The sequence below is a fragment of the Brevibacillus antibioticus genome (assembly GCF_005217615.1).
GTDB classification, from domain to species: domain Bacteria; phylum Bacillota; class Bacilli; order Brevibacillales; family Brevibacillaceae; genus Brevibacillus; species Brevibacillus antibioticus.
The window spans coordinates 5,789,601-5,814,055 of the sequence record NZ_SZNK01000001.1 but is presented as its reverse complement, the minus strand read 5'-3'; the positions used below and the strand labels follow the sequence as shown (position 1 = coordinate 5,814,055).

Annotated in this window: 27 protein-coding genes; all 27 read right to left on the bottom strand. The window is 50.3% G+C overall.

Going from position 1 to position 24,455, the window contains the following annotated elements:
• Nucleotides 1-471: 471 nt before the first annotated feature.
• Nucleotides 472-1,914, bottom strand: a complete 1,443-nt coding sequence (locus tag E8L90_RS27935; RefSeq protein ID WP_137032634.1) for an NAD-dependent succinate-semialdehyde dehydrogenase — start codon at nt 1,912-1,914, stop codon at nt 472-474.
• Between the two features lie 24 nt (nt 1,915-1,938).
• Nucleotides 1,939-2,442: a 1,2-phenylacetyl-CoA epoxidase subunit PaaD gene (gene paaD / locus E8L90_RS27930; RefSeq protein ID WP_137032632.1), complete on the bottom strand. Its 504-nt coding sequence runs from the start codon at nt 2,440-2,442 to the stop codon at nt 1,939-1,941.
• 17 nt (nt 2,443-2,459) lie between these two features.
• Nucleotides 2,460-3,293 carry a 1,2-phenylacetyl-CoA epoxidase subunit PaaC gene (gene paaC / locus E8L90_RS27925; protein ID WP_137032630.1) on the bottom strand — a complete coding sequence of 278 codons (834 nt, stop codon included), beginning with the start codon at nt 3,291-3,293 and terminating at the stop codon, nt 2,460-2,462.
• 17 nt (nt 3,294-3,310) lie between these two features.
• Nucleotides 3,311-3,643 (bottom strand): 1,2-phenylacetyl-CoA epoxidase subunit PaaB, encoded by a 333-nt coding sequence (gene paaB / locus E8L90_RS27920; RefSeq protein WP_137032628.1) that lies wholly within the window; start codon nt 3,641-3,643, stop codon nt 3,311-3,313.
• 10 nt (nt 3,644-3,653) lie between these two features.
• Nucleotides 3,654-4,622 (bottom strand): 1,2-phenylacetyl-CoA epoxidase subunit PaaA, encoded by a 969-nt coding sequence (gene paaA, locus E8L90_RS27915; protein ID WP_137032626.1) that lies wholly within the window; start codon nt 4,620-4,622, stop codon nt 3,654-3,656.
• 115 nt (nt 4,623-4,737) lie between these two features.
• Nucleotides 4,738-5,565, bottom strand: a complete 828-nt coding sequence (locus E8L90_RS27910; protein WP_137032624.1) for a methyl-accepting chemotaxis protein — start codon at nt 5,563-5,565, stop codon at nt 4,738-4,740.
• 84 nt (nt 5,566-5,649) lie between these two features.
• A complete protein-coding gene (locus E8L90_RS27905) occupies nt 5,650-6,837 on the bottom strand; it encodes an ABC transporter substrate-binding protein (protein ID WP_137032622.1) in 1,188 nt (395 codons plus the stop codon).
• Nucleotides 6,838-6,888: 51 nt separating this feature from the next.
• Nucleotides 6,889-7,632 carry an ABC transporter ATP-binding protein gene (locus tag E8L90_RS27900; RefSeq protein ID WP_137032620.1) on the bottom strand — a complete coding sequence of 248 codons (744 nt, stop codon included), beginning with the start codon at nt 7,630-7,632 and terminating at the stop codon, nt 6,889-6,891.
• Nucleotides 7,633-7,654: 22 nt separating this feature from the next.
• Complete coding sequence (locus E8L90_RS27895; protein ID WP_137032618.1) at nt 7,655-8,416, bottom strand: ABC transporter ATP-binding protein; 762 nt, start codon at nt 8,414-8,416, stop codon at nt 7,655-7,657.
• A complete protein-coding gene (locus E8L90_RS27890; RefSeq protein WP_137032616.1) occupies nt 8,413-9,441 on the bottom strand; it encodes a branched-chain amino acid ABC transporter permease in 1,029 nt (342 codons plus the stop codon). The genes E8L90_RS27895 and E8L90_RS27890 overlap by 4 nt, the downstream gene beginning before the upstream one ends.
• Nucleotides 9,441-10,319 carry a branched-chain amino acid ABC transporter permease gene (locus tag E8L90_RS27885; protein WP_137032614.1) on the bottom strand — a complete coding sequence of 293 codons (879 nt, stop codon included), beginning with the start codon at nt 10,317-10,319 and terminating at the stop codon, nt 9,441-9,443. Before E8L90_RS27885 ends, E8L90_RS27890 begins: the two co-directional genes overlap by 1 nt.
• Nucleotides 10,320-10,453: 134 nt before the next feature.
• Nucleotides 10,454-11,281, bottom strand: coding sequence for a phenylacetic acid degradation operon negative regulatory protein PaaX (gene paaX / locus E8L90_RS27880; protein WP_137032612.1), 828 nt, complete (start codon nt 11,279-11,281; stop codon nt 10,454-10,456).
• 169 nt (nt 11,282-11,450) lie between these two features.
• Entirely contained in the window at nt 11,451-11,876 is a 426-nt protein-coding gene (locus tag E8L90_RS27875) for a thioesterase family protein (protein WP_137032611.1), read from the bottom strand.
• A gap of 27 nt (nt 11,877-11,903) precedes the next feature.
• Nucleotides 11,904-13,103 carry a thiolase family protein gene (locus tag E8L90_RS27870; protein ID WP_137032609.1) on the bottom strand — a complete coding sequence of 400 codons (1,200 nt, stop codon included), beginning with the start codon at nt 13,101-13,103 and terminating at the stop codon, nt 11,904-11,906.
• Between the two features lie 33 nt (nt 13,104-13,136).
• Nucleotides 13,137-14,336: a thiolase family protein gene (locus E8L90_RS27865; protein WP_137032607.1), complete on the bottom strand. Its 1,200-nt coding sequence runs from the start codon at nt 14,334-14,336 to the stop codon at nt 13,137-13,139.
• Nucleotides 14,333-15,088, bottom strand: coding sequence for a 3-hydroxyacyl-CoA dehydrogenase family protein (locus E8L90_RS27860; protein WP_137032605.1), 756 nt, complete (start codon nt 15,086-15,088; stop codon nt 14,333-14,335). Before E8L90_RS27860 ends, E8L90_RS27865 begins: the two co-directional genes overlap by 4 nt.
• Entirely contained in the window at nt 15,072-15,929 is an 858-nt protein-coding gene (locus E8L90_RS27855) for a 3-hydroxyacyl-CoA dehydrogenase family protein (RefSeq protein ID WP_137032603.1), read from the bottom strand. The genes E8L90_RS27860 and E8L90_RS27855 overlap by 17 nt, the downstream gene beginning before the upstream one ends.
• Nucleotides 15,930-15,951: 22 nt before the next feature.
• Complete coding sequence (locus E8L90_RS27850; protein ID WP_137032602.1) at nt 15,952-16,728, bottom strand: enoyl-CoA hydratase-related protein; 777 nt, start codon at nt 16,726-16,728, stop codon at nt 15,952-15,954.
• 9 nt (nt 16,729-16,737) lie between these two features.
• On the bottom strand, nt 16,738-17,511 hold the full coding sequence (locus tag E8L90_RS27845; RefSeq protein WP_137032600.1) for an enoyl-CoA hydratase-related protein: 774 nt from the start codon (nt 17,509-17,511) through the stop codon (nt 16,738-16,740).
• Nucleotides 17,512-17,544: 33 nt separating this feature from the next.
• The gene (gene paaK / locus E8L90_RS27840; RefSeq protein ID WP_137032598.1) at nt 17,545-18,873 is read right to left on the bottom strand and encodes a phenylacetate--CoA ligase PaaK; all 1,329 of its coding nucleotides are present in this window, start codon (nt 18,871-18,873) and stop codon (nt 17,545-17,547) included.
• A gap of 56 nt (nt 18,874-18,929) precedes the next feature.
• A complete protein-coding gene (locus tag E8L90_RS27835; RefSeq protein WP_208759448.1) occupies nt 18,930-19,715 on the bottom strand; it encodes an enoyl-CoA hydratase-related protein in 786 nt (261 codons plus the stop codon).
• The gene (locus tag E8L90_RS27830) at nt 19,715-20,116 is read right to left on the bottom strand and encodes a PaaI family thioesterase (protein WP_016741459.1); all 402 of its coding nucleotides are present in this window, start codon (nt 20,114-20,116) and stop codon (nt 19,715-19,717) included. Before E8L90_RS27830 ends, E8L90_RS27835 begins: the two co-directional genes overlap by 1 nt.
• 93 nt (nt 20,117-20,209) lie before the next feature.
• Complete coding sequence (locus tag E8L90_RS27825; RefSeq protein WP_137032594.1) at nt 20,210-20,671, bottom strand: PaaI family thioesterase; 462 nt, start codon at nt 20,669-20,671, stop codon at nt 20,210-20,212.
• A 6-nt stretch (nt 20,672-20,677) separates the two neighbouring features.
• Nucleotides 20,678-20,977 (bottom strand): EthD family reductase, encoded by a 300-nt coding sequence (locus tag E8L90_RS27820; RefSeq protein WP_137032592.1) that lies wholly within the window; start codon nt 20,975-20,977, stop codon nt 20,678-20,680.
• A 683-nt stretch (nt 20,978-21,660) separates the two neighbouring features.
• Nucleotides 21,661-21,978, bottom strand: a complete 318-nt coding sequence (locus E8L90_RS27810; RefSeq protein ID WP_137032588.1) for a cytochrome C oxidase subunit IV family protein — start codon at nt 21,976-21,978, stop codon at nt 21,661-21,663.
• A 3-nt stretch (nt 21,979-21,981) separates the two neighbouring features.
• Nucleotides 21,982-22,608, bottom strand: coding sequence for a cytochrome c oxidase subunit 3 (locus tag E8L90_RS27805; RefSeq protein ID WP_137032587.1), 627 nt, complete (start codon nt 22,606-22,608; stop codon nt 21,982-21,984).
• Nucleotides 22,608-24,452 (bottom strand): cytochrome c oxidase subunit I, encoded by a 1,845-nt coding sequence (ctaD, locus tag E8L90_RS27800; protein WP_137032585.1) that lies wholly within the window; start codon nt 24,450-24,452, stop codon nt 22,608-22,610. Before ctaD ends, E8L90_RS27805 begins: the two co-directional genes overlap by 1 nt.
• Nucleotides 24,453-24,455 lie beyond the last annotated feature (3 nt).

Sequence of the window (24,455 nt, the reverse complement as noted above, 5' to 3'; positions counted from 1 at the left end):
TTTTGTGTCAATACGAAATACCAATTTTTATCTATTAAATGTTGCCCTTGATCCAATCTCCATTATACCGTTTATTCCCTTTTTCTTTGAAGACAAAAATGAACAAACTGTTGAACAAAACAATTCCTAAATTTCACACAATTCAACCAACATAGTGGAGGAGAAGAAAAAGCACAGTTCTCTTCGACTCTGACACGCCCGCAATGGGGGATTGACTGTCCGTCTCCACTTCAAAAAGGGGACCGTCGAGCCAAAGCCACCCTACGGGCGGAAGATTCTCAAGGAAGAAGTGTTCGACAATCGGGTCCCCTTTTTGAAGTTCCGACTGGGCAGGCTTTGTCAAGGTCTACGAGACCTGTGCTTTTTCTTCTCACCAGCTTTATTTGTTCATCGATGCCTTTTAAAACCTTTCCGATATGATAAAGAAAAAAGAGTCCAGATCTTGTCTGAACTCTTCTTTCTTTTCATATCTTACAGTCCAAAGGAAACGAACTTTGTTTCCAAATACTCATCCATTCCATAGCGGCCACCCTCACGACCGATACCGCTTTCCTTGAAACCGCCAAACGGTGCTTGTGTCTGCGTAGGCGATCCGTCATTGATCCCAACGATTCCGTATTCGAGGAGCTCAGCCATACGGAAGCAACGCTGATTATCGCGGGTGTATACATAAGCAGCCAAACCGTAACGTGTGTCGTTTGCTTTCTGTACGACATCCGCTTCCTCTGTAAAACGCACGAGTGGAACGACAGGGCCGAACGTTTCTTCGAAGGAGATTTTCATATCGGTTGTAACGCCCGCAATCAAGGTCGGTTCGCAATAGAAGCCCTTCGCATAATCACCTTCAACCAAACGATTTCCGCCGTATACCACTTGCCCGCCTTTGTCCTTGGCGTCCTCGATATGCTCGAGCACCTTGTTCAAAGCACGCTCGTTCACTAGTGGACCGATCTCAGTTTCTTTCTGGCGGCCATCTCCTACCTTCGCACGCTTCAGACGCTCTACCAGCTTTTCTGTAAACGCATCTGCGACATCCTCGTGGACATACAGGCGGTTCGTACAAATGCACATTTGACCGGAGTTGCGGAATTTGCTCTCGAACAGACCTTTTACGGCTGCATCCAGATCGGCATCCGGGAATACGATGAACGGTGCGTGACCACCAAGCTCCATGCTGACGCGCTTCACTTGCTTCGCCGCGCCTTCCATCAGCAGCTTGCCGACACGAGTGGAGCCTGTAAATCCGATTTTGGAGAGCTTCGGATTGTCGATGAATTCCTTCCCAATCGATTCCGGATTTCCAATGACGAGGTTTACGACGCCTTTTGGAAAGCCAGCCTGCTCAATCAGCTCAAACATGCGAATCGCAGACAGCGGCGTGCTTTCTGCTGGCTTTAAAACCACCGTGCAGCCTGCTGCCAAAGCCGGAGCGATCTTGCGTGCAACCATGTTCACCGGGAAGTTCCACGGGGTAATCGCCCCTACCACCCCTACCGGCTGACGAAGCACCATGATGCGCTTGTTCGCAACGGAGGATGGGATCGTTTCTCCGTTGACACGCTTGGCTTCTTCTGCGTACCAGACAAAGTTATCAGCGGCACCCAGCACTTCGCCTTTTGCCTCGCCCAAAGGCTTGCCCATTTCAGCAGAAATGATGCCCGCCAATTCATCCCGATTGTTTTTCACCAGCTCGGACAAGTTGTACAAATATTTGGCGCGCTCGCGAGCAGTCAGTCGAGACCAGCTAGCAAATGCCTGATGAGCAGCGTCGATAGCCTTGTTGGCATCTCGACCATCGCCGAAGGTTACTGTTCCAACTGTTTCACCTGTAGCAGGATTCGTAATCTGAATGGACTCGCCACTCTCGGCCGTTACCCATTCTCCATTAATGAACATTTGCTTGTACTCTCCCATGACATTCGCTCCTCTCAATCTCTTTCAATAAATTGGTTTTAGGGCCTCAAACGGATTTTTGCAGTGCCGGCAATACAAAATACTTCGACAAGCTGCAGGGCCAAACAAATTTTCCATTCGTGTATACGGGGAATCACAGTAGGGACAGGCCACTTCCCATGTATCTCCCGGTTTGAAGTCAAGCGGTGGCGGCGCGATGCCAAAGCTTTTCAGCTTATCACGAGCATCCAGAGCAATACGATCAGATGTCCAGGCCGGATCGTAAACGAACGTTACCTGAACCTGATTGATTCCTTCTGCCTCCACCAGCTTTTCTGTGATGTTCCTCTTCATGATCTCGAGTGCCGGACAGCCGACAAAGGTAGGGAGCACCTCGACGTGTACGACGTCTGCCTCGACGCGCACTTTATGAATCATCCCCATCTCCACCATGCTGATCACCGGAATTTCGGGATCCGTTACTTGCTGCAGCAGTTCCCAGCATGTCGCTTCAAGCCCTTCATGCAGTTGCAGTTCTTCTTGCGCCATGAGAGAATCACTCCTTTTTACCAGCCTGCAGCCGGATCAATGCGATACACTTCAGACAAGGTAGCCAAAGCTTGAACCAGATCAGCAGTATGTTCACCGTGACGGCCGCTCTCTTGTGGCACACCTGGCTCACCCGGCCAGTCAAGTCCTGCTTTTTCGAAAATGTCTTTGGTCAGTGTCAGCCATTTTTGTTTCAGTTGCTCTTCTTCTGCAATCAGGCCAAATTGAACGATATCGAGCTGGTTTGGTCCTAGATGAGGCAGCTCCCCGGCATCCTTCCAAACTTCTGCAATGGCTGCCACAAGCCTCTGACGCGCATCAGGCGTACTGTTCGCCAATTGCTTCAACCAAACTTGCCAGTGCATCAGATGATAGCGATGCTCTGTCATCATTTTGCGACTGACCAGCGCGAGTGGTGCGTATGACGACTGCGTAAGAGCCTCCAAGCGAACCTGCTTGTATAAGCCGTACACATAGCTGCGAACAATCGCATAAGCCCAATCGTAATGCGGATGATCGTTGTATTCGCCCTCGCCGTTTTTACGCTCTACCAAGATCGCATTGGAGAACGCCTTCGCCTCGCGCAGCTGTGCGAGATCGTCTGCTTTTCCCACCCCTAGTTGCTCCAGCATTTCATAAAACATCACGGCATGGCCCATCATATCCTGAGACATGGATGAAAAAGCCACATCTTCTTCAATATGCGGAGCAAGCCCAAGCCATTCCGATCCGCGATAAGCCAATAGAAAATCGTCATCAGCAAGCTGGAACAACAGGTCTGTCAAGGCTTTTGCAAATGCCGGGTTTTGTTTTGCTGCTTCCACTGTTTCTACATGTAAACGGTCGCCCATGATTGTATCCCTCCTGCTTAACTGCCGTTGCCTGCATGCTTCTGTTTATCTTCGTACTGCTCACGATGGTGGCGCCATCTCGACTGCAAATCGCCGTATCCTTTGGTCTCCCGATAGCTCTTGTTGTCGAGTCTTTCCAGGAAAGGACGCTCCTCTGGCGGCAGTCCAAAAATGTCGTCGCGCTTGACTACCCACAAATTAAAACAAGGCTCACGGCGCAGGAAATTCTCCCTCGCCATGCTCAAAGCAACTTCTTTATTGGGTGCCAACAAACTGAACTGTTGGACGAACGGAGCATTTACGGTTTTTTGGCTAAATACTTCGTATATGAAAAAGTTTTCGTTGCTCATCCACATTCACCTACCCTACTTGTCGGCCGTACGACATAATCGCATCGCGCACCCATTTGGTTTCCTCATAAGACATTACCCGAAGATTCAGACGGTGAGCGGAGCGTGGTCCGTTCCCCTTGACGATTTGCTTGAACTCTTCCCAGTCAGGCTGTTGGTAGACCCATTTGTCTTCTGCCTCGTCGAAGTAAATCGTATCGTCTGGCACTGTGAAGCCGAGGTGGAAAATACGCGGCAAATACTTTTCCAGGAATATTTGGCGCAATTCTTCATTGGTCTGTGTACGAATCTTGTAGCGCATGTTGGATTCCTGATTGCTCGTTATATTGCCGTTTTCCGGTGGTCCGAAAAACATCAAGAGCGCTGGCCACCAGCGATGGATAGCATCTTGCAGCATTTGGCGCTGTTCATCGGTGCCCTCTGCCAGCTCCAAGACAATGCTCTCCCCGTGTTGGGCGTGGAACTTTTCTTCCGCACAGATCCGATGCAGAGCGCGGGCATAAGGTGCATAAGATGTATCAAGGGACATCGTTTGCGTAATGATAGCCGCTCCGTCAACCAGCCAGCCAATCACACCAGCATCAGCCCAGGTAGGCGCTTCCATGTGGAATACATTGTGAAATTTCAGTCTTTTTGAAAACAAATCGTTCATGATATCCTCGCGCGTCTTGCCCAATGGCTCAAGCAAGTCTTCCGCGACGCGAAGCAGCAATTGACCATGCCCCATCTCGTCCTGGACCTTCGCCATAATCGCCAACTTTCTGCGCAGTGTCGGCGCCTTTGGTACCCATTCTTTCTCAGGCAAGGCACCCATGATCTCACTGATGCCATGCATCGAAATCAGCTTGATCAACTGGTTGCGATAGTCGTCTGGCATCCAATCGTCTGCCTCTATTTTTTCCCCGCGTTCGATTCTCGCTAAAAACGCTTCCAACTTTTCGTTTTCAGTCAGATCGGCATGTTCGAGCCTCATTTGCATGGAGAACGCCCTCCTTTTATCAGATATGCATTATGATAAAATTATAATACGTTTTTATAACGCAATAATAACATATCGTCATACGTTTTTGCAATACGCTTACATTAGGACTCTCCTATTCTCCGCGCCCAGTTATTTCTGCTGCCTTTTTCAACTGCTCGGCCATGTGCCGCAGCTCTTGCATGACTGCGTCCAGCTCCTGTATTCGCGTTGACTGCTGCATGCTGTGATTCATCGTCTTCTCCATTTCGCCCGTTACCGTCCCTACGAGTGCATTCATTTCATCTAATAGACTGAAAATACCCTTCGCTGAAGTAGCGGTCGTCTGGGAAAGCTGACGGATTTCCTCTGCGACCACGGAAAAGCCGCGACCAGCAGAACCTGCACGAGCTGCTTCAAGGACAGCATTCAAGCCGAGTACATTGGAGCGCGTTGAAATATTACGGATCAATTCGTTGATATAGGTCGTTTCTGCAATTTTCATCCCTAATTGACCAGCTGCATCACTCAGCGTGTGGCTCGCTTGTGCCAAATGGTCTGCGTCCTTTGCCAAACTTTCTGTGTGCTGAGCGATATTTTCCAGCGCGTCCGTCAAGTTTTGGGCCAAGCCATGCAAGCGATCCTCTTGATCGGTCGTCACGCCTGTCGCCAAGCAACCGACTACTTGCCCGTTTTCGACAAGCGGATAACCGACTGCAATATAAGGAATGCCGTAGATCTCTTTGGAAATCTTCTTCACGACCCGCTTGCCCTCTTTTACAGCTGTCGCATTGATGCTCCCCGAGCGCAATTCGTCCCCTACTCGAATCCCCAGGTTCAAGCCCTTTGCTGGATAATAGGCGAGAAACTTCTCTTTGTCAGTGACTCCGACCATACATTCGGACAAAAATGCCTTTTGTAAAATCGGTGCAACCATTAAGACGCTATTCAGCAACTGAGACATGCATGATCCTCCTACCCTTGTGATGAAAACAACGATTCCCTCCGCATTCTTCTTCACGACGCGGAGGGAACGAACTTGTTTCACTTATTTAACGAGCTGGAATTTCCCATCCTTCACCTCAACCATGATCATGCTATCTTCTGTCAGACCGTTATGATCATCAGCCGTGAACTTGAATTCTCCGGTTACCCCTACGTATTTCACCTTTTCCAATACTTCACCCAGTTTGGAGGTGTCACCGCCTGCTTGCTTCAAGCCTTCCACGAGCAAATTCAAGCCGTCGTATCCGTATCCCGCGAAGCCGTCTGGGTGTGTATTGTAGGCAGCTTGATAGCCATCCACGAATTTTTTGATGATCGCAGATTGCGGATCGTCTGCCGCTACTTGTTCAGGAATGAGCAGTTTTCCAGCTACCATCAGGACACCCTCGCCTGCGTCTCCAATCAATTCGAGGAATTTGCTGTTCGCGGAGCCATGGCTGCTAATGATCGGAATAGTGAGGTTCAGTTGCTTGGCTTCCTTCACAATTGTAGCGGGTCCTGGGTTCGTACCTGCCACAATCAGTGCCTGCGCATCAGTCCCTTTGATCTTGGTCAATTGGGAGCTCATGGACGGATCTTTTGTGCCGTATTTTTCTTCGGCTACAATCGTGATGCCGTATTCAGGCGCATGTTTTTGCAATTGCGTGGTCCAGCCACTTCCGTATGGATTGCTGTCATTGAGCGTAGCAATTTTCGTAATACCTTTTTCCTTCAAATATTTGAAAATACGCTTCGTTCCGTGTACGTCCGTGTGCGGTGTTTTGTAGATACCAGCACGAACTGGATTGGTGATTTGGTCTGCGGCTGCCATCGAGATCAGCGGGAGCTTTTCTGCTGCGGCATACTCAGCCATCCCGAGAGACGGACCACTGCCTGAGGAACCGAGGACGGCTACGACCTTTTCTTTCGAAGCGAGTTTTTTGATTGCTTTTACCGCTTCCGTATTGTCAGACTTGTCGTCTTCAAAAATGACTTCCAACGGTCGGCCATCTACTCCGCCTGCGCCATTGATTTCTTTTACCAATAGCTCTACCGCTTGCTTCTCCGGTACGCCGAGCGGACTGTTCGGACCAGTCAGCGAGAAAATAGCGCCGACCTTGATCGGGTCCTTGCTGGCGCCACCAGTGCCTGATTCCGCTGCTGGCGTAGCGCCGCCTCCACAGGCGCTCAAGAATACGAGCGAAGCGACTGCTGCTGGAAATAGCCATTTCTTGAATGTTTGTTTTTTCATGGATGTACCCCCTCATGTATGTGGTTGATCTAGATCAAACTGCTAGTGTTACTACACTGCTTCGTGAGAGCTTCCCAAATAAGCGGATTGTACACGCGGATCAGTGCTAATTTCGTCTGCCTTCCCTTCCAGCATGACAGTCCCCGTACTGAGTACGTATGCCCGGTCGGAAATAGCGAGCGCTGCACGAGCATTTTGCTCGACTAGTAGAACCGTGGTGCCCCATTCCGAGCGAATCTCCTGCACAATCGTCAGGATTTCTTTGGCAATCAGCGGAGCTAGTCCTAGCGAAGGCTCGTCCAACAAGAGGAGCTGCGGGCGAGACAAGAGCGCCCTGCCAATGGCGAGCATCTGCTGCTGCCCCCCGGAAAGCGTTCCTCCGAGCTGCCATTTCCGCTCTGCCAAAATCGGGAAACGTTCATACACCGTCTCCATTTCTTTAGCAATTTCCTTTTTACTCGTTTTGGGCATCCGATGCGAAGCACCCAGCCACAAATTGTCCTCCACGGTCAGCGTCGAAAAAATTTGTCTGCGCTCCGGTACATGCGCCATGCCCCGAGGTACCACCAGCTCCGCAGGAACTCGCGTAATGTCCGCGCCACGAAACCAAATCTTGCCTTCCATGTCGCCGTGCAGACCGCAGATACAGTTCAAGAGTGTCGTTTTGCCTGCTCCATTTGCACCCAATAGAGAGACGATCTCACCTTCGTTCACTTGCAGAGTAATCCCGTGCAGCACTTCCACCGGACCGTAGCGAGCCGTGATGTTGTCTACTGTAAGGACTGCCTTCCCCATGTTTGTCCACCTCTTTCGCGCTTCATTCTGCACCCAGATACGCCGCAATCACTCGCGGGTTTTCCTGAATCTCACGCGGGGTTCCTTCTGCGATTTTTGACCCTTGATCCAATACAACGATGCGGTCCGCAATCGTCATGATCATGTCCATGTCATGCTCCACTAGCAAAATAGCCGTTCCATTGTCGCGAATCTCGCAAAACATGCGGCTCATCTCCGCCGTCTCGGTATGATTCAGGCCCGCAGCAGGCTCGTCCAGCAAGAGCAACCGCGGCTTGGCTACCATCGCGCGGGCAATCTCCATCAGCCGCAGCTTCCCGTATGGCAAGCTCCCAGCCTGCGAGGACGCTTCCTCGGCCAGTCCTACATTCTCTATCCACGTCTGTGCCTGCTCCTGCATCAGCTTCTCTTCCTTACGGGATTTTGCCAGATTCATGCCGCAGGAAAAGAGACTCGCGCTTGTCTTGGTATGCATGCCGACCATCACGTTTTCCAAGACGGTCATATCGTCAAAGGTCTGGAGGTTTTGAAAGGTTCTCGTGATGCCCAATCCGGCATATTCATAGCCTGGCACACGTATCAACGGCTGGCTGCTGAAGCGAATCTCACCTTCCGAAGGCGGGATCACACCCGACACCATGTTGAGCACGGTGCTTTTTCCAGCGCCGTTCGGACCGATCAGCGCGAGGATTTCTCCTTCCCGCACCTGAAAATCTACTTGATTCACTGCCCGTACACCGCCAAAATCACGAGAGAGCTTTTGCACATCCAAAAGTGTTGTCATGTTGCAGCCTTCCTTTCCACCTGCTGCTTTCGCTGTGCTTCGTCAGCCATGGCCTTTGCCTTTTTCGCCTGCCCTTTTTCGAAAGCAGCCCGAATGCGCGGAACCAATCCTTCTGGCATGAACATGATGAACAGCACGAGAATCGCACCGAATACAATCGTGTCCACATCCCCCTGCAAGCCCGGCACCACTTCACTCAAGAGGACCAGCCCCTCACTGATAAAACCAATCAGGATCGTCCCGATCAAAGCGCCCCAGATGCTTGTCATCCCGCCGATGACGACCATCGTCAGAAACTTGATCGACTCGTGCAGCCCGAACGGCTGCGGATCGAGAATTCCCATGTAATGGGCGTACAAGCCACCGGAAATACCCGCGAACATGCCGCTTACCACAAAGGCATTCAGCTTGAACTTGCGGACATCAATTCCCATCGAGGTCGCGGCAATCTCACTTTTGTGAATCGCCCGAAACGCCCTGCCGACGCGTGAATTCAAGAGATTGAGTGAGAAGAGCAGCACACAGGTGACGACTCCCCAAATCAGAAAGTACATGGACAGCTCGCTTCCACCGAAGAAAGTCATTTGTGGAATGCTGATCATCCCGTTTGCTCCCCCTGTGACCGACTCCCATTCCGTAATCCCGATCTGGACGATGTAGCCAAATGCGAGAGTTGCCATCGCGAGGTAGTAGCCTTGCAGCCCCGCGATGGCCCGCCCGAGGATAAAGGCGAATAACCCTGGAACAACCGCAGCAGCAATGAGTCCAACAAATGGCGGCAGACCGTACTTCGTCGTCAATACAGCCGACGTATAGGCGCCTATCCCCCAAAACGAGGCTTGCCCTAGCGAAATTTGTCCAGCCAGCCCCATCACGAGGCATAGCCCAATGGTTACGATTGCTTGAAGACCGATAATAATTCCGACGGATCGATAGTATTCATCTGGCATAACGAATGGGAAAAGAATCAGCAAAAACAGGTAGATTCCTATGCTTTTGCCCCACTTATCAATGATCTGCTTCATCATAGCCCTCCTTTTCCAACGCTGCGTTCTCCAAAGATGCCGGATGGCTTAATCAACAGCATGCCGATCAACACCAGAAAGGCGATCGCGTCCTTCATACCCGAGCTGATGTAACCAGCTCCCAGCGACTCGACGATCCCGAGTAAAAAGGCAGCTACGGCTGCACCCAATGGATTTCCCAGTCCGCCAAGAATGGCTGCGGAAAAGCCTTTGATTCCGAGCAGCACGCCAATATCATAGGACGTTACGGAAAGCGGCGCGATCACGATTCCAGCAATCGCTCCTGTCGCTCCACTGATGGCAAAGGCCAGCATACTCATCTTTGTCGGGCTAATCCCCATCAGGCGAGCTGCCATCGGATTGACCGAACAGGCATTAATTTTTTTGCCGAGAATCGTCTTGTCCATCAAGTACCAAAGTAGAAAAAGAATGATAAGAACAGCAGCCAAAATCCAGATACTTTGTTGTGCGATCATCACGCCACCGATCGAGATCGGCTCATTGCTCGTAATCGGTTCGAGTGCAAACGCATCTTTTCCCCAAATAAAGCTGGCAATGCCGCGAATTAGTGTGGATACCCCTATCGTCAAAATAATCAAACTAATTGGGTTAGCTTTTTTGACGTAAGCGATTACATATTTCTGCATCAAAACACCGATCATGGTGACCATGAGGATCGCAAGCAATGCTGCCAATCCATACGGGAGATTCATGCCAATCAGGGCAACTGTGACCATTCCGCCCAGCATCAAAAATTCACCTTGCGCCAGATTAATCACCTTGCTCACGTTGTAAATCGTGATGAAACCAATCGCTACGATCGCGTAAATCCCGCCACTGACAAGGCCGTTTGCAACGTACTGCAGCAATTCCGTCATATTCGTGCTGTACCCCCTTTGTTTCTCGTCGACCAAACCATACCCAAGTAAAACGCTTACATTTTAAATAATGGGAAAATAATTGATAAATAAAGACCCTAGACGTGCTAGGGCCTTTCCTTCGCAGCTTTCGCCTATGCAGATGGCGCAGCTTCATACACGGTCTCGAAGAATCGTACTGCCCCTGGATTCAATAACTGGTAGTAATTTTGGAACAACTCATCCGCCTCTTTACCCAACCACAGCTCTGGCAACAATTCCTGCGGCAAATCAGGATCGATGAACAAGAACTTGCGGTATTGGTGGACGAGCTTTGTCTTTTCCACGAAGCAATGGCTGTCTGGAACCGCTTCTCCATTGCTCATTTTGGCAGAAAGCTGCTCGTATTCTTCTCGGTAGGCATCGATGAAGGACTTGTACTTTTCATTGATTTCATCGATATCCCAGCATTTCTGCACGAGCTGCTTCGGATTGCTCCAGCCCATATGCTCGGATGTAAAAATCTCGACATATTCTGTAATCTCGTGCGCTTCCGTCAGTTCCTTCACGCGATCACTAAGGTTATTGGGGCTGATCCATGTGCTGGTCGTCAGCATCCCGAAGCCCATCCAGCCCAGCTCCTTGCGCAGTTGATCACGCAGCGCTCTACGCTCCTCGGGGATGTTGTAGCTGGCAATGCACCACTTGCCGTCCCACACATCTGTCTCGACCTTATAAATACGTGCCGCTGCCTCTTCCAATCGCTTTTTGCCACGCTCGGATACCGAGTAGTAGCTGCGGTTCCCTACTTTTCGCGATTCCAGCCAGCCTTGGCGAAGCATCCGGGAGATCGCTGCACGAACAGCCGGCTCCGACAGTCCGAATTCCCCCATCAGCTTGGTCAGACTACCAATCCAGATTTCGCTTCCATAATGGCGGACGTATTCCCCGTAAATTGTAAAAAGCATGGATTGTGGCTTCACGTTTCTTCTACCCCCAAATCGATTCATACCTATTAGCTGTGTGAAATTGTACCATATTCTGTAGGAAGTGCGTGAATCGATCGAGAGTATATGACGATAAAATCGTATGACGTGATGTAAACGTAATTATAGTAAAACATTTTAAAAGAGTCAATTTATTCTGTTAAATTTACAATTCCCCATTTACTTCCCGATTGATCTCTGCTTGCAAGACCTCAAAACGACGCTTGATCTCGTCCTTTTTGAAGATGGCTTGGACGAACGTCCCAAGTCCTACACGATTACGCGTAGTGTCCGCCGTAACCTCGCACACTACGCGTTTTTCGGTAACCTGCACACAGGTAGCCCGGAACGTGACCTCCTGACCAATCACTGCTGGGCCGACATGCTTGATGTCTACAGCAAATCCCGAGCCCTCTTCATCGGCTTCGAGGTATGGTAAAATGACGCGTCTTCCCGCCCACTCCATGTAATAAATCATGCTGACTGTCGACATCACAGGATGCACGACTTGGCCTTCAAAAACAGGCAGCATGTCCTTTGTCACTGTCACAGTAAATTCTTCCGTCGTCCCCGGCTGCAGTCTATCTATCAAGAGTACCTGCCTCCCTATCTGCCCATGCTACACACGCTCGATAATCGTCGCAATTCCCTGTCCTACTCCAATGCACATCGCGGCCAACCCGTAACGGGCATCACGACGCTCCATTTCATACAGAAGAGTAGTAAGGATGCGCGCTCCGCTACACCCGAGTGGATGGCCCAAAGCAATCGCTCCGCCATTTACGTTGACCAGATCAGGGTTGACCCCCAGCTCGCGTACACTTGCCACTGCCTGCGCCGCAAAAGCCTCGTTGAATTCGAACAAATCTATCTCCGCAAGAGACAAGCCTGCCTGCTTCAGTACTTTGCGCGTAGCAGGTACAGGCCCAATTCCCATCACGGATGGATCAACACCAGCGACTGCGGATGCGACAATCCTTGCACGAGGCTTCAAGCCAACTGCAAGAGCCGCTTCCTGTTCCATGATGAGTAGAGCGCAGGCTCCATCGTTTAGACCGCTGGAGTTGCCTGCTGTGACGCTGCCATCTGCTTGAAATGCTGGTTTCAGCTTTTGGAGCTGTTCGATGGTCGTCTCCGGACGTGCATGCTCATCGTGTTCAAACAGCGTAACCTCGCCTTTGCGCCCTTTCAGCTCTACGGGAACAATCTCTGCCTCCCACTTTCCTTCTGCCAAGGCACGTGCGTAATTTTGCTGACTACGCAAAGCAAACTCATCCTGCGCTTCACGGCTTATGCCGTATTGCTCCGCTACCTTCTCCGCTGTTTCCCCCAAGCTGATCGGCGGATACATCTCTTTCATTTTTTCGTTAACCAATCGCCAGCCCAACGTCGTATCGACCAACTGCTGATTGCCGCGCTGAAAAGCCGTGCCAGGCTTCATCATCACCAGCGGAGAGCGTGTCATGCTCTCTGTCCCGCCCGCGATATAGACGTGACCTGCACCGGCTTTGATTGCATTCGCGCTTTGGTTCACAGCCTCCAGACCTGAACCGCACAGGCGGTTCACTGTCACTCCCGGCACCTCGACAGGCAATCCCGCCAACAGAAGTGACATGCGCGCAACATTGCGGTTGTCTTCCCCAGCCTGATTGGCACAGCCCATGATGACATCATCTATCGTTTTCGGATCAATGGAGTTACGTTCCAGCAGCTTTTGAATCACCAATGCGCCCAGGTCATCCGGGCGCACATCCTTCAACGCACCACCAATACGGCCGATTGGCGTGCGCACAGCATCTATGATGACAGGTGTACTCATTCTTCCACTCCTCTTATGCACGAAGGCTTTTTTTTAAAGCGCTTCTACTAACGTGGCCAATCCTTGCCCGCCGCCTATACACAACGAAACGATTCCGTATTTCTTTCGGCGACGTCTCAGCTCGAAAAGAATCGTACCTGCCAGGCGGGCACCGCTCATTCCGAGTGGATGACCCAACGCGATTGCCCCACCGTTTACATTGGTTTTCAGAGGGTCTAGTCCCAGTTCTCTCATGCAAGCGAGTGACTGGGAAGCAAAAGCTTCATTTAACTCAAACAGGTCGATTTGCTCTACCGTCATGTTCGTTTCTGCAAGCAGCTTGCGAATCGCGACGACCGGACCAATGCCCATAATGCGCGGATCAACGCCAGCACTGACAAAATGAACAATGCGCCCCAAAGGAGCGACGCCTGTCTTTTGCAGCGTTTCTTCATTCACCAAGAGCAAGGCCGCTGCGCCGTCATTGATACCGGAGGAGTTGCCTGCTGTGACGCTACCATCTTTTCGGAAGGCAGGTCGCAATTTGGACAATGACTCCACACCGGAATCTCTTCTTGGGAATTCATCCGTATCAAACAGCGTCTCTTCCCCTTTTTTTCCTTTTAACGTGATGGGAATGATCTCGTCGCGAAACAGACCTGCATCGATAGCATTGATAGCCCGAGACTGGCTCTCTGCTGCAAAACGATCCTGATCCTCGCGACTGATGCCGAATTGCTCTGCCACGTTTTCCGCTGTATCTCCCATGGTCAAATCGCCATAGAGCGAGACAGGAGCAGAACGAGGTCCGCCAAAAGACTCGATCAGCGTCTGTCCCCCGCGTTGATACGGCTGCTCGAATTTTTCCATGATGTAGGGTGAACGAGTCAAATTCTCTACACCGCCAGCCAGCATAACCTGACTATGTCCTGCCTGAATGGACTGCGCAGCCAAATTGACTGCCTCTAGCCCGGATGCACACACCCGATTCACCGTCAGTCCAGGTATGGTGTCAGGAAGCCCTGCCCTCAACAAACCGACACGTGCAATGTTAATAAACGGTCCGGCCGATATGACGTTCCCCATGATGACCCCATCAACAATCTCACCGGATTGTCCTGCCTTCGCAAGCGCTCCATTCAAGACAATGGCTGTCAGGTCGTCGATGGGGGTGTTCTTCAGGCTTCCGCCCAGCTTGCCGATCGGTGTACGTACTGCTGCTGCTACGTACACCTCCTTGTTAATCATGCTCATGCCTCTACACCCACTTTGTCCTCATACGTGTAAAAGCCTTGCCCGCTGCGTACGCCGACACGCCCTGCTAGCACCAGCTTTCGTAATAGCGGCGCTGTGCGATAACGCTCCTCGGCCAGATCACGTTGCAAGCCTCTCGATATCGCAAAAATCTCATCCAAGCCGATACGATCTGCCCATTCAAGTGGGCCGTATGGGTAGTTGGTGCCTTTTTTCATCGCGATATCGATATCCGTAGCTGTTGCTGTTTTTTCCATCAGCGTAAAGACAGCCTCGTTGATAATGAGCGTTAAAATGCGCGGGAACACGAGACCTACCTCGTCGTTTACGGTTTCCGTCTCTTTCCCGAGCGATTGAAAGAAGTCTTCTGTTGCTTGAATCGTATCCAGCTCCGTTTGCAAGGCAGGGGCAATCTCGATCAGCTCCCGCTCAATCAAGGGTACGAGCGTCCCAAATCCGCAAACACGTTCAGGATACTGTGTCCAAGAAGCTACCTCTGTCGCTGTAATCGCGAGCGAAGTCGTGATGATCGGTACGTTTGGCGGCAATAGGTCATCCAGCTCGCGTACTTGCCTCTTTTTCGCCTGCATATCGACGCTATTTACTTCCACAGCCAATTCAATCAGCTCCGGTTCCGCCATCGCTTCTGCAAGCGAAAGCACCTGGTAGCCTCTTTCTACCATCAAATGATTCAGCTCTGCGTACAGCGGGCTTGTGCCCACGAGCAATACAGCCTTATTTGTTGTAGTCATAGAAGCCTTCCCCCGTCTTTCTGCCCAAGCTGCCGGATTGAACCATTTGTTGCTGAATCCGACTAGGCTTAAATCGTCCTTCATGGAAGAAGTCGGTATAGATCGATTTGGTCGTGGCAAAATTGATGTCGATGCCAATCATGTCTTGCAGCTCAAACGGTCCCATTTTGAATCCGCCAGCCAGCTTCATGATGCGGTCAATCTGCTCCACACCTGCCACATGATCGCCCAGGACGCGCAATGCTTCATTATAGTAAGGCCGTGCGATTCGATTGACGATAAAGCCAGGGGTGTCCGTCACCAGAACAGGCACCTTGCCCAACTCTTGCGCGAATCGATACGCCACCTCCACATTTTCCTCGCTCGATTTTTTCCCGCGAATCACCTCAACCAATGGCATGACAGGTGCCGGATTGAAAAAATGGAATCCGAGAATGCGCTCGGGATGCGAAAGCCCTCCTGCAATCTCTGTAATCGAGATGGAGGAAGTATTCGTTAGTAAAAGGGCATCCTCTCTGCAAATCACAGAAAGCTGACTGAAAATGCTTTTTTTCAAATCAAGACGCTCTGGCACCGCTTCGATAACGATATCGCAGTCTGCCAACTGCTCTATTTCCGATACGAGATGGACCAGCTCTAGCGTCTCTGTCATTTCTTGCTCGCTGATTTTGTTTTTCTCCACGTCTTTTGTCAGGATCGATTCCAAATAAACAAGCGCTTTGTCCAGCACCGCCTGATTTGCATCCAACAGCATGACCTGATGTCCTTTGCGCGCGCAGACGAGAGCGATCCCCGCTCCCATCGTTCCCGCCCCAATGACGCCTACTGTTTTTATACTCACTTGGGCTTGCCTCCCTTCGCCTCTAACGGCCTGTAAAACGAGGCGCACGTTTTTCCATGAAAGCGGTGACCCCTTCTTTGTGATCCTCTGTGCTGCCAGCCGCCTCTTGTGCAAAAGCTTCATATTCCAAGGTCTCTTCCAACCCCATCTCAAGCCCTTTGTACATCGTGCGCTTGATTAAACCAATCCCCTTCGTCGGCAGTAACGCCAGCTTGCGCGCATACGCCAACGCATCTTCTATGAAGCTCTCCGCAGGGTACACCTGATTGACCAATCCAATTCGCAGTGCTTCCTCAGCGGATACCTTTTCCCCTGTCATCGCCAGCTCCAACGCCTTGCCGATCCCGACGATGCGCGGCAAAAAGTAGCAGCCTCCTGAATCAGGAACGAGCCCGATGTTGACAAAAGCGTTGACGAAGGATGCCTTTTCCGAAGCCAGACGAATATCGCATGCCAGCGCAACACTCATGCCTGCACCTGCTGCTACACCGTTAACCGCTGCGATGATTGGCTTCTCTGTTTTTTGAAACTGGAGGATCATTGGATTATAACGATCCCGTAAGAAACCACCGTAATCCACATCTCCTCCAGAAACGTCACTGAGATCCTGACCCGCATTGAACGCCCGACCTGCTCCGGTAAGAACGATGCAACGCACGTCCGCATCCTTCTGCGCTTGCTTCAACGCATCGGCGATTTCCTTGTTCATAACGGCTGTAAACGCATTGAATTTGTCCGGACGGTTCAAGGTCACTACTGCTACGCCTTCTGACACTTCATAAAGAATCGTTTCGTACATGGCCGCCTCCTAATGTCCCGTAAAATGGGGTTTGCGCTTCTCCAGAAACGCTTGCATGCCTTCTTTTCGATCTTCGCTTGCCAAAAGAAGATAAAAGCTGTTTCGCTCGTAATCCATTCCCTCTTGAAGGGGGAGATCACCAGCTTTGTACACGGCTTTTTTGATGACCTGTACCGCGAGCGGCGGCTGCTCGGCGATTTGCTTCGCCAGCTTGAGCGCTTCCTGATAGTAGGCCTCCACTGGCACTACCCGATTGACCAGTCCGTATTTCAACGCTTCTTTGGCCGAAATCGGTTCACCTGTAAGCAGCATCTCCAGTGCTTTTCGCTCACCCACCACACGCGTCAGACGCTGTGTACCACCAGCCCCAGGCATGACTCCCAGCTTGATTTCCGGTTGACCAATGACGGCTGTCTCCGAAGCGATCACAATGTCGCAGTTCATCATTAATTCACAGCCACCACCAAGCACAAAGCCGCTGACGGCACCAATAATCGGCTTGGAGATGAGTGAGATGCGATCCCAAACCGCAAACTGATTGCGCTTCATGATGTCGATAGCTGATGCTTCCGCCATTTCATTAATGTCGGCACCCGCTGCGAACGCCCTCGCGTTGCCAGTCAGGATGATCACCCGAATATCCGGGTCGCGGTCCATTCGCTCCAGCTGGTCAACCACTTCGTCGACGAGCTGCAAATTCAGTGCGTTTAGAATCTTCGGTCGATTCAACGTAATGATACCGACACCATCTTCACTGGCTACGCTAATATATTCATAGGCCATGAACTGTCACACCCTTTTTTTACAGGAGCTAGTTTAAATAGCTGCCTGTGATTTGTTCCGGTTATCTACGACACGAATCGCTTTTCCTTCGCTGCGCGACAAGGAATTTGGCGGTTGCACCCGCAGCACCACTGACACGCCCAACGTATTTTTGATGTCATGGCAAATTTCTTTCACCAATGGCGAGAGAGCAGAGCTGTCCTTTCCACTGATCTCATTTGCATATGCTGGTGTCAGCTCGCAATGCACCTCAAAACGGTCGAGGGCACCGTCGCGTTCAATGACGACCTGATAATGTGGAGCCAATTGGTTAAACGTAAGCAGAACGGACTCGATCTCCGTCGGGAACACATTGACCCCGCGAATAATGAGCATGTCATCTACACGCCCTTTGATGCGCGACATCCGCATGGTTGTCCGTCCGCACTTACAGGGCTCAGGATTGAGGGAAGCGATATCACCCGTACGGTAGCGTACAACCGGGAATGCTTCTTTCGTCAGTGACGTGAATACGAGCTCGCCCTCTTGTCCGTATGGAAGCACTTCTCCGGTATTCGGATCGATAATTTCTGCGTAGAAATGGTCTTCTGCAATATGCAGACCATCCTGCACTTCCTGACATTCAATGGAAACACCTGGCCCCATCACTTCGCTCAGCCCGTAAATGTCCACCGCTTTAATGTCGAGCTCTTGCTCCAGCTGTACGCGCATTTCTTCCGACCACGGCTCTGCACCAAAAATCCCGTATTTGACACTCGTCTCACGTGGATCGATTCCTTGCTTTTTCATTTCTTCCACAATGTTGAGGACATAGGATGGGGTTGCTGCAATGCCACGTGGCTTGAAGTCCTCGATCAGCGTAATTTGACGGGAGGTATTGCCACCGGATACTGGCACTGCGACTGCGCCCATGTGCTCGATGCCGTTGTGCAGACCCAAACCTCCTGTAAAAAGGCCGTAGCCATACGCGTTATGGAAAATGTCTCCTGGCTCTCCACCCGCACAGCAAATGGCGCGCGCCACGATCTCCGCCCAATTCTCCAAGTCTTTTTTGGTGTAGCCGACAACAGTCGGTTTTCCTTTTGTCCCGGAAGAACCATGAATACGTGCTACTTCCTTCATATCGACTGCAAACAGATTGAACGGATAATTTTCTCGCAAGTCTGTCTTTTTCATAAATGGAAGCCTCTGTATGTCTTCCATCGATTGGATATTCTCCGGTTTCACACCAGCCTCATTGAATGCTTTTGTGTGGAAAGGGACGCGCTCGTATACGCGTTTGACTGTTTCTTTCAAGCGTGCCAGTTGTAGTTCCGTCATTTTCTCTCTTGGTAGCGTTTCCATTTCTGTATTAAAGATCATGTCGCTTCCCTCATTCCCTTGCGTTATGACTCAGTAGGAGTGCTTATTTGAAAATGTTACTCACCCTTAAAAACCGGTTTTCGCTTTTCGCGAAAGGCTTCCAATGCTTCCAGACGATCTGTCGTGGGAATAATCACTTCATAGCACATGGTTTCGATATCTAGACCTGTCTGCAAATCGACACTGCTTCCGCGATCAATGGCTGATTTAGCCTGATAAACTGCCAGCGGAGCATTTGCCAAAATCTCGTTTGCCAGCCCTATTGCCAGCTCACGCAGCTCCTCTGTATCTTTTGCGACAGCATTTACAAAACCAATTTGATACGCTTCCTGCGCTTGGATGCGCCTGGCAGTCAGGATCAGCTCCTTTGCCTTAGAAGGTCCGATCAAGCGAGACAACCGCTGCGTACCACCCGCACCAGGAATGATGCCCAAGCTCACCTCTGTCAGACCCATCTTGGCATCTGCGACGGCATAGCGAAAATCACAGGCCAGCGCCAGCTCAAAACCCCCGCCAAAAGCAAATCCGTTGATCATGGCAATCGTCGGCTGCGGAAGCCTCTCCAACGCAGTAAATACATCGCGGATTTTGCGGACATTGCGGCGCACCTGCTGTTCCGTCAGTGTACGGCGCTCCTTCAAATCTGCCCCTGCGCTAAATGCACGCCCTTCTGCCTTCACGATGACCACGCGAATTTCTTTTGCATCCAGACGCACCTGCTCAATCAAGGTTCCCAGACGCTCCAATGTATCGTAGTTCAGCGCATTCAGCTCATCTGGGCGATTTAGCGTAATCAGTCCTATATGTCCTTCACGTTCAAAGCGAACGCTCTCTTTCATCATCAACGTCCTCCTTGTGCAGGTGGATTCACCCGAGCATACGTGCCGGTAGCAAAAGCCACAAGCTTGCCATCACAAGTCACGCGTGCTTCCATCACGATCAAGCTTTTTCCTTGTTTCAATACATGGGATTGTGCCTCGAGTACCTCACCGCGAGCAGGGTGCAGGTATTGAATCTTACTTTCCACCGTCACACATTGCTGTACACCATCCACATGAGGTGCTGCCCCATGCCCCATTGCCACATCGGCTAATGTCGCCGTAACGCCTCCGTGTACGACACCCTCGATGCTATTGAACAGCTCGGGGCGAATTTTCAGTGCTACCTTGCAGCCCTGTTCATCTCGGTGCACAACTTCTATGCCCAGGTAGTGGTTGAATCGATTGCGGATCTCCACTGACATCTTTGCCCCCTTTCTCGTATCTTCTTGAAACAGTGAAAGGAGCCTAAGCACGTGGCTTTTGGCATCCTTTCTCCGTTTTATTTTCGCTGTCAGTTATTCGTTTTCGTCGATTTCGACGAAGTAATCACTTTTCCGGTAAGCCAGTGCATCCAGTGTCGCTACCAAGCCATGCTCCGTTTCTACGCGGATGCGATACCAGGCTGTGCGATTGTTTTTCTTCTCTTCTGTCGCTGTTGCCACCAAGCGATTCCCTTTCATGGCAGCAGCCAAGAATCCGATATTCATCGACAGTGCCACAGACGTTTTGCCATAGGAATTACAAGCTGCTGCAAAAACAAAGTCTGCCAGGGAGAAGATGATGGCGCCATGAGCGGTGCCGTGCGCATTCAGCATATGCTCGGCAACTGTGACTTCCGCAGTTGCTGTTCCTTCTCCCAGCTCAATCAGCTTGATGCCCAAAAATTGTGCAAATGGATCTTGCTTTAGCTTCTCGCAAATCTCTGCGTAATGCTTATGATGAAGCGCTTTTTCGTCTATCAATCTTTTCGTGGTCATGCTTGATTAAACTACTTCTGCAAAATGCATGGACACAATGGGTCCAGCGAAGCCACGGAGGTCTTTTCCTGCTGCGCGACCTTCAGGTGATGACAACGCTTCCATCAAAGCTTCTTTTGATTCAAAGTACATTTCTGCCATCAGATGCAGGTCGGATTCTCCCATTGGTGTTCCGTAGATTTTGCTCACTTCCATTTTGATTAAGCCAGGCATTTTCTCTGCCAATGGGCCATGTACCTCGAGATAATGTTTGTCAAAAGCATCGATATCTTCGGGCTTACGATAAATTGCTACCAATTTCACCATCTTGATCCCTACTCTCCTCAGATTATAGTCGCAATATGTGACGACTAATTCATATAACGTTATTTAAACGCATGTTAATATTTTTATTATATAAAGCCTTCGTGACAGGTGCAAGTATTTTTCAAAAAGCGCGAAAACTCCGTCTCCTCTTAATCCCCCCTTCTCTTCATGTTTATGACTGGGAAAAGCCTGACAGAATATGCTTCGATGGGGTGTCTCCCATCTTTTGTGGTCGGGGGAATCCCTGCCACATGTTTTCCAGTCGCCTGTATCCTCACTTCGTTCGGGCGGTCTCCTTCCAAACATGTGACAGGACTTTCGAACAACTGTGGTTGCCTTTGATTTTTCAAAACATTTGTTGGGGAATTTCAAGGAGTCCTTTTTCGGAATTTAATAAAAGCCGCGTGGGAAGAAGCGAATTTCCAGTCCAAGCGCCTCTGGAGCCCGACCTAGCTCCGGAAAAAATGGCGGGGAATTTCAGCTTCACCTATGAACTACTTCATTGAAACTTCTACGTTTGAAGCGCTCCCGCCATTTTTTTCGGAGCGGACAGTTCCCCCCCTGCGGGGCGTAGGCTGAAGCGTAGACTGGAAATTCGCTTCTTCCCTTCCACCGCAGCAGCTCCTTTAAACACAAAAAAAGAGGACAGACCCAATGTCTGTCCTCCCGCATCGCTCCACTTCCTAGACCCAGACCCAGAAAATAAAGACGATGATCGCCATCATAATTACAAACAATCCTGCGAAAATACTGATCCGTGCAAACTCATGACCTTTTTGATCCATGTGCATCCAGACATACAGCTGGAAGAACGCTTGAACAAAGGCCAGTGCTACGATGAATGGTACGGTAAAACTTGATGGAATTGCTTCATACGCCACTGCAATGAATGCCAGTGCGGTCAATACGAGAGATCCAATGAAAGCAACAAGGTGTCTTTTCGGACCTTCATGTTTGACTTTCGGTTTGCGTACCTCTTCATTATGAGCATGTGCTCCCATAGATTACCCCACCTTTCCACCGATCATACCCATGAGATATACCACGGTAAAGATGAATACCCATACAACGTCGATAAAGTGCCAGTACAGACATGCCAGGTAGAACTTCGGTGCAGTTACTACCGTTAGGCCCTTTTTCGTCGCAGATAGTTGCAACAGGGTGATCCAGCAAATCCCGAACGCTACGTGAGCTCCGTGGAATCCAACCAATGTGTAGAAGGCAGATGAAAATGCACTCGTTGACATTTTCAGTCCTTCATGCACATAGTGTACAAACTCGTATATCTCCAAAGCAAGGAAGCCGAGACCGAGTATTACTGTGATAGTCAACCATAGCTGAATCTTCTTGAGGTCTTTCCTGTGCAGAGCCAGTGTAGCCATAACACTTGTCATCGAGCTGGTAAGCAAGAGAAGCGTGGCCACTGCTACGAGATTCATGTCAAACAACGCTTGGGACGTTGGTCCACCGTTTGCTTGATCACGAAGAGCGATAAATGTTGCAAACAAGGAACCGAAGAGAACTGTCTCCCCACCGAGGAAGAGCCAGAAGCCAAGAACCTTATTCTTACCTTCAAGGGTGGCTTTTTCCGGTTCGTCAGGCAATACTGCATGTGCGTGATGGTTAGCCATTAAGCCTTTACCCCTTTCTCTTCGAGTTCATCTTCATGAATGTGATAGCCTGGATCGTCTTTCACTGAACGGGTAAACATGCAAGCCAGTGTAGCGAGTATTCCAATGACTACAACCACATAGTTGTGGTAGATAAAACCATAGCCTGCCACGAACAATCCGAGAGACATCAGGAACGGCAAGAACGATGGCGATGGCATGTGAATGTCGCCAATAGGCTCCGCAGGCGTCATGCCTTTGTTACCAGCCATTTTCTCGACCCACAACGCATCCAAACCGCGAACGAGAGGGGTTTGAACGAAGTTGTACTCCGGCGGCGGCGAAGGAATCGCCCATTCGAGTGAACGTCCATCCCATGGATCAGCAGGAGCGCGTTTGGAGCTTTTCGCTGCCACGACTACGTTGATCATGAATAGGATGGTACCGATCGTCATACCAAATGCACCGATCGTACTGATAAAGTTCCCCATATCCAGGTTCTGATCTTTGAGGTATGTAAAGACGCGGCGCGGCATCCCCATCAGACCCAAGAAGTGTTGCGGGAAGAAGGTAAGGTGGAAACCAATGAAGAACGTCCAGAAGTTCCATTTACCGATTGTTTCGTTCAGCATTTTACCGAACATTTTCGGCCACCAATAGTAAAGACCTGAGAAGAGACCGAATACGAGACCCCCTACGATTACGTAGTGGAAGTGAGCAACTACGAAATAACTGTCATGGTATTGATAGTCAGCCGGCGGAACCGCAAGCATAACCCCTGTCATACCACCGATTGTAAACGTTGGAATAAATCCTACTGCAAACAGGTTTGCGGTAGGGAAGCGGATTTGACCGCCCCACATGGTCAACAGCCAGTTAAAGATTTTGATACCTGTAGGAACAGCAATCAACATGGTTGCAAGTCCAAACAGCGTGTTGGCAATTGCGCCCAAACCTGTTGTGAACATGTGGTGAGCCCACACCATGAAGCCCAAGAAACCGATCAGCGCAGTTGCAAATACCATGGAGCTGTAACCAAACAGACGCTTTCTTGAGAATGTAGAAACTACCTCAGAAATGATACCGAATGCCGGGAGAATCAAAATGTATACTTCGGGGTGACCGAAGATCCAGAACAAGTGCTCCCAGATAACAACGTTACCACCTGCGTCAGGGTTGAAGAAGTTTCCGCCGAACAAGCGGTCAAACATCAACAGAACCAGACCAACCGTAATCGCAGGGAATGCGAAGAGGATCAAACCGGATGTAATAAAGGACGCCCAGGTGAACATTGGCATACGCATGAATGTCATACCTGGAGCACGCATGTTGATAATGGTAACTAGAAAGTTAATACCACCAATCAGCGTTCCGAGACCGGCAATTTGCAAACCGAGTACGTAGAAGTCTACGCCTCTGCCACTGTATTGATTCAAAGCCAAGGTTGTATACGATGTCCAACCAGCATCAGGTGCGCCACCCAAGAACCAGCTTGTGTTCAGTAGCACTCCCCCGAAGAAAAATAGCCAGAATCCGAGAGCGTTAACAAACGGGAATGCTACGTCGCGTGCACCGATTTGAAGAGGAACAATCGCGTTCATCAAAGCAAAAATAATTGGCATAACTGCCAAGAAAATCATCGTAGTGCCGTGCATCGTAATTAATTCGTTAAAAGTCTTGGCACCAACGAATTCAATCTCTGGGTACATCAACTGCAAACGAATCAGCAGGGCTTCCAAACCACCGGCCAAGAAGAAAATTCCACCGGCAATCAGATATAGGATCGCAATCTTCTTATGATCCACTGTCGTAAGATAATCCCACAGCCCCGAGCGATTTGGTGCATGAGAAGCATGTGCAGACACGGG

Excerpts from the sequence above, each read along its gene's own strand:
- E8L90_RS27935 (WP_137032634.1), bottom strand. The coding sequence starts at position 1,914 with ATGGGAGAGTACAAGCAAATGTTCATTAATGGAGAATGGGTAACGGCC.
- paaD (WP_137032632.1), bottom strand. The coding sequence starts at position 2,442 with ATGGCGCAAGAAGAACTGCAACTGCATGAAGGGCTTGAAGCGACATGC.
- paaC (WP_137032630.1), bottom strand. The coding sequence starts at position 3,293 with ATGGGCGACCGTTTACATGTAGAAACAGTGGAAGCAGCAAAACAAAAC.
- paaB (WP_137032628.1), bottom strand. The coding sequence starts at position 3,643 with ATGAGCAACGAAAACTTTTTCATATACGAAGTATTTAGCCAAAAAACC.
- paaA (WP_137032626.1), bottom strand. The coding sequence starts at position 4,622 with ATGCAAATGAGGCTCGAACATGCCGATCTGACTGAAAACGAAAAGTTG.
- E8L90_RS27910 (WP_137032624.1), bottom strand. The coding sequence starts at position 5,565 with ATGTCTCAGTTGCTGAATAGCGTCTTAATGGTTGCACCGATTTTACAA.
- E8L90_RS27905 (WP_137032622.1), bottom strand. The coding sequence starts at position 6,837 with ATGAAAAAACAAACATTCAAGAAATGGCTATTTCCAGCAGCAGTCGCT.
- E8L90_RS27900 (WP_137032620.1), bottom strand. The coding sequence starts at position 7,632 with ATGGGGAAGGCAGTCCTTACAGTAGACAACATCACGGCTCGCTACGGT.
- E8L90_RS27895 (WP_137032618.1), bottom strand. The coding sequence starts at position 8,416 with ATGACAACACTTTTGGATGTGCAAAAGCTCTCTCGTGATTTTGGCGGT.
- E8L90_RS27890 (WP_137032616.1), bottom strand. The coding sequence starts at position 9,441 with ATGAAGCAGATCATTGATAAGTGGGGCAAAAGCATAGGAATCTACCTG.
- E8L90_RS27885 (WP_137032614.1), bottom strand. The coding sequence starts at position 10,319 with ATGACGGAATTGCTGCAGTACGTTGCAAACGGCCTTGTCAGTGGCGGG.
- E8L90_RS27870 (WP_137032609.1), bottom strand. The coding sequence starts at position 13,103 with ATGAGTACACCTGTCATCATAGATGCTGTGCGCACGCCAATCGGCCGT.
- E8L90_RS27865 (WP_137032607.1), bottom strand. The coding sequence starts at position 14,336 with ATGAGCATGATTAACAAGGAGGTGTACGTAGCAGCAGCAGTACGTACA.
- E8L90_RS27860 (WP_137032605.1), bottom strand. The coding sequence starts at position 15,088 with ATGACTACAACAAATAAGGCTGTATTGCTCGTGGGCACAAGCCCGCTG.
- E8L90_RS27850 (WP_137032602.1), bottom strand. The coding sequence starts at position 16,728 with ATGTACGAAACGATTCTTTATGAAGTGTCAGAAGGCGTAGCAGTAGTG.
- E8L90_RS27845 (WP_137032600.1), bottom strand. The coding sequence starts at position 17,511 with ATGGCCTATGAATATATTAGCGTAGCCAGTGAAGATGGTGTCGGTATC.
- paaK (WP_137032598.1), bottom strand. The coding sequence starts at position 18,873 with ATGATCTTTAATACAGAAATGGAAACGCTACCAAGAGAGAAAATGACG.
- E8L90_RS27835 (WP_208759448.1), bottom strand. The coding sequence starts at position 19,715 with ATGATGAAAGAGAGCGTTCGCTTTGAACGTGAAGGACATATAGGACTG.
- E8L90_RS27830 (WP_016741459.1), bottom strand. The coding sequence starts at position 20,116 with ATGTCAGTGGAGATCCGCAATCGATTCAACCACTACCTGGGCATAGAA.
- E8L90_RS27825 (WP_137032594.1), bottom strand. The coding sequence starts at position 20,671 with ATGACCACGAAAAGATTGATAGACGAAAAAGCGCTTCATCATAAGCAT.
- E8L90_RS27820 (WP_137032592.1), bottom strand. The coding sequence starts at position 20,977 with ATGGTGAAATTGGTAGCAATTTATCGTAAGCCCGAAGATATCGATGCT.
- E8L90_RS27810 (WP_137032588.1), bottom strand. The coding sequence starts at position 21,978 with ATGGGAGCACATGCTCATAATGAAGAGGTACGCAAACCGAAAGTCAAA.
- E8L90_RS27805 (WP_137032587.1), bottom strand. The coding sequence starts at position 22,608 with ATGGCTAACCATCACGCACATGCAGTATTGCCTGACGAACCGGAAAAA.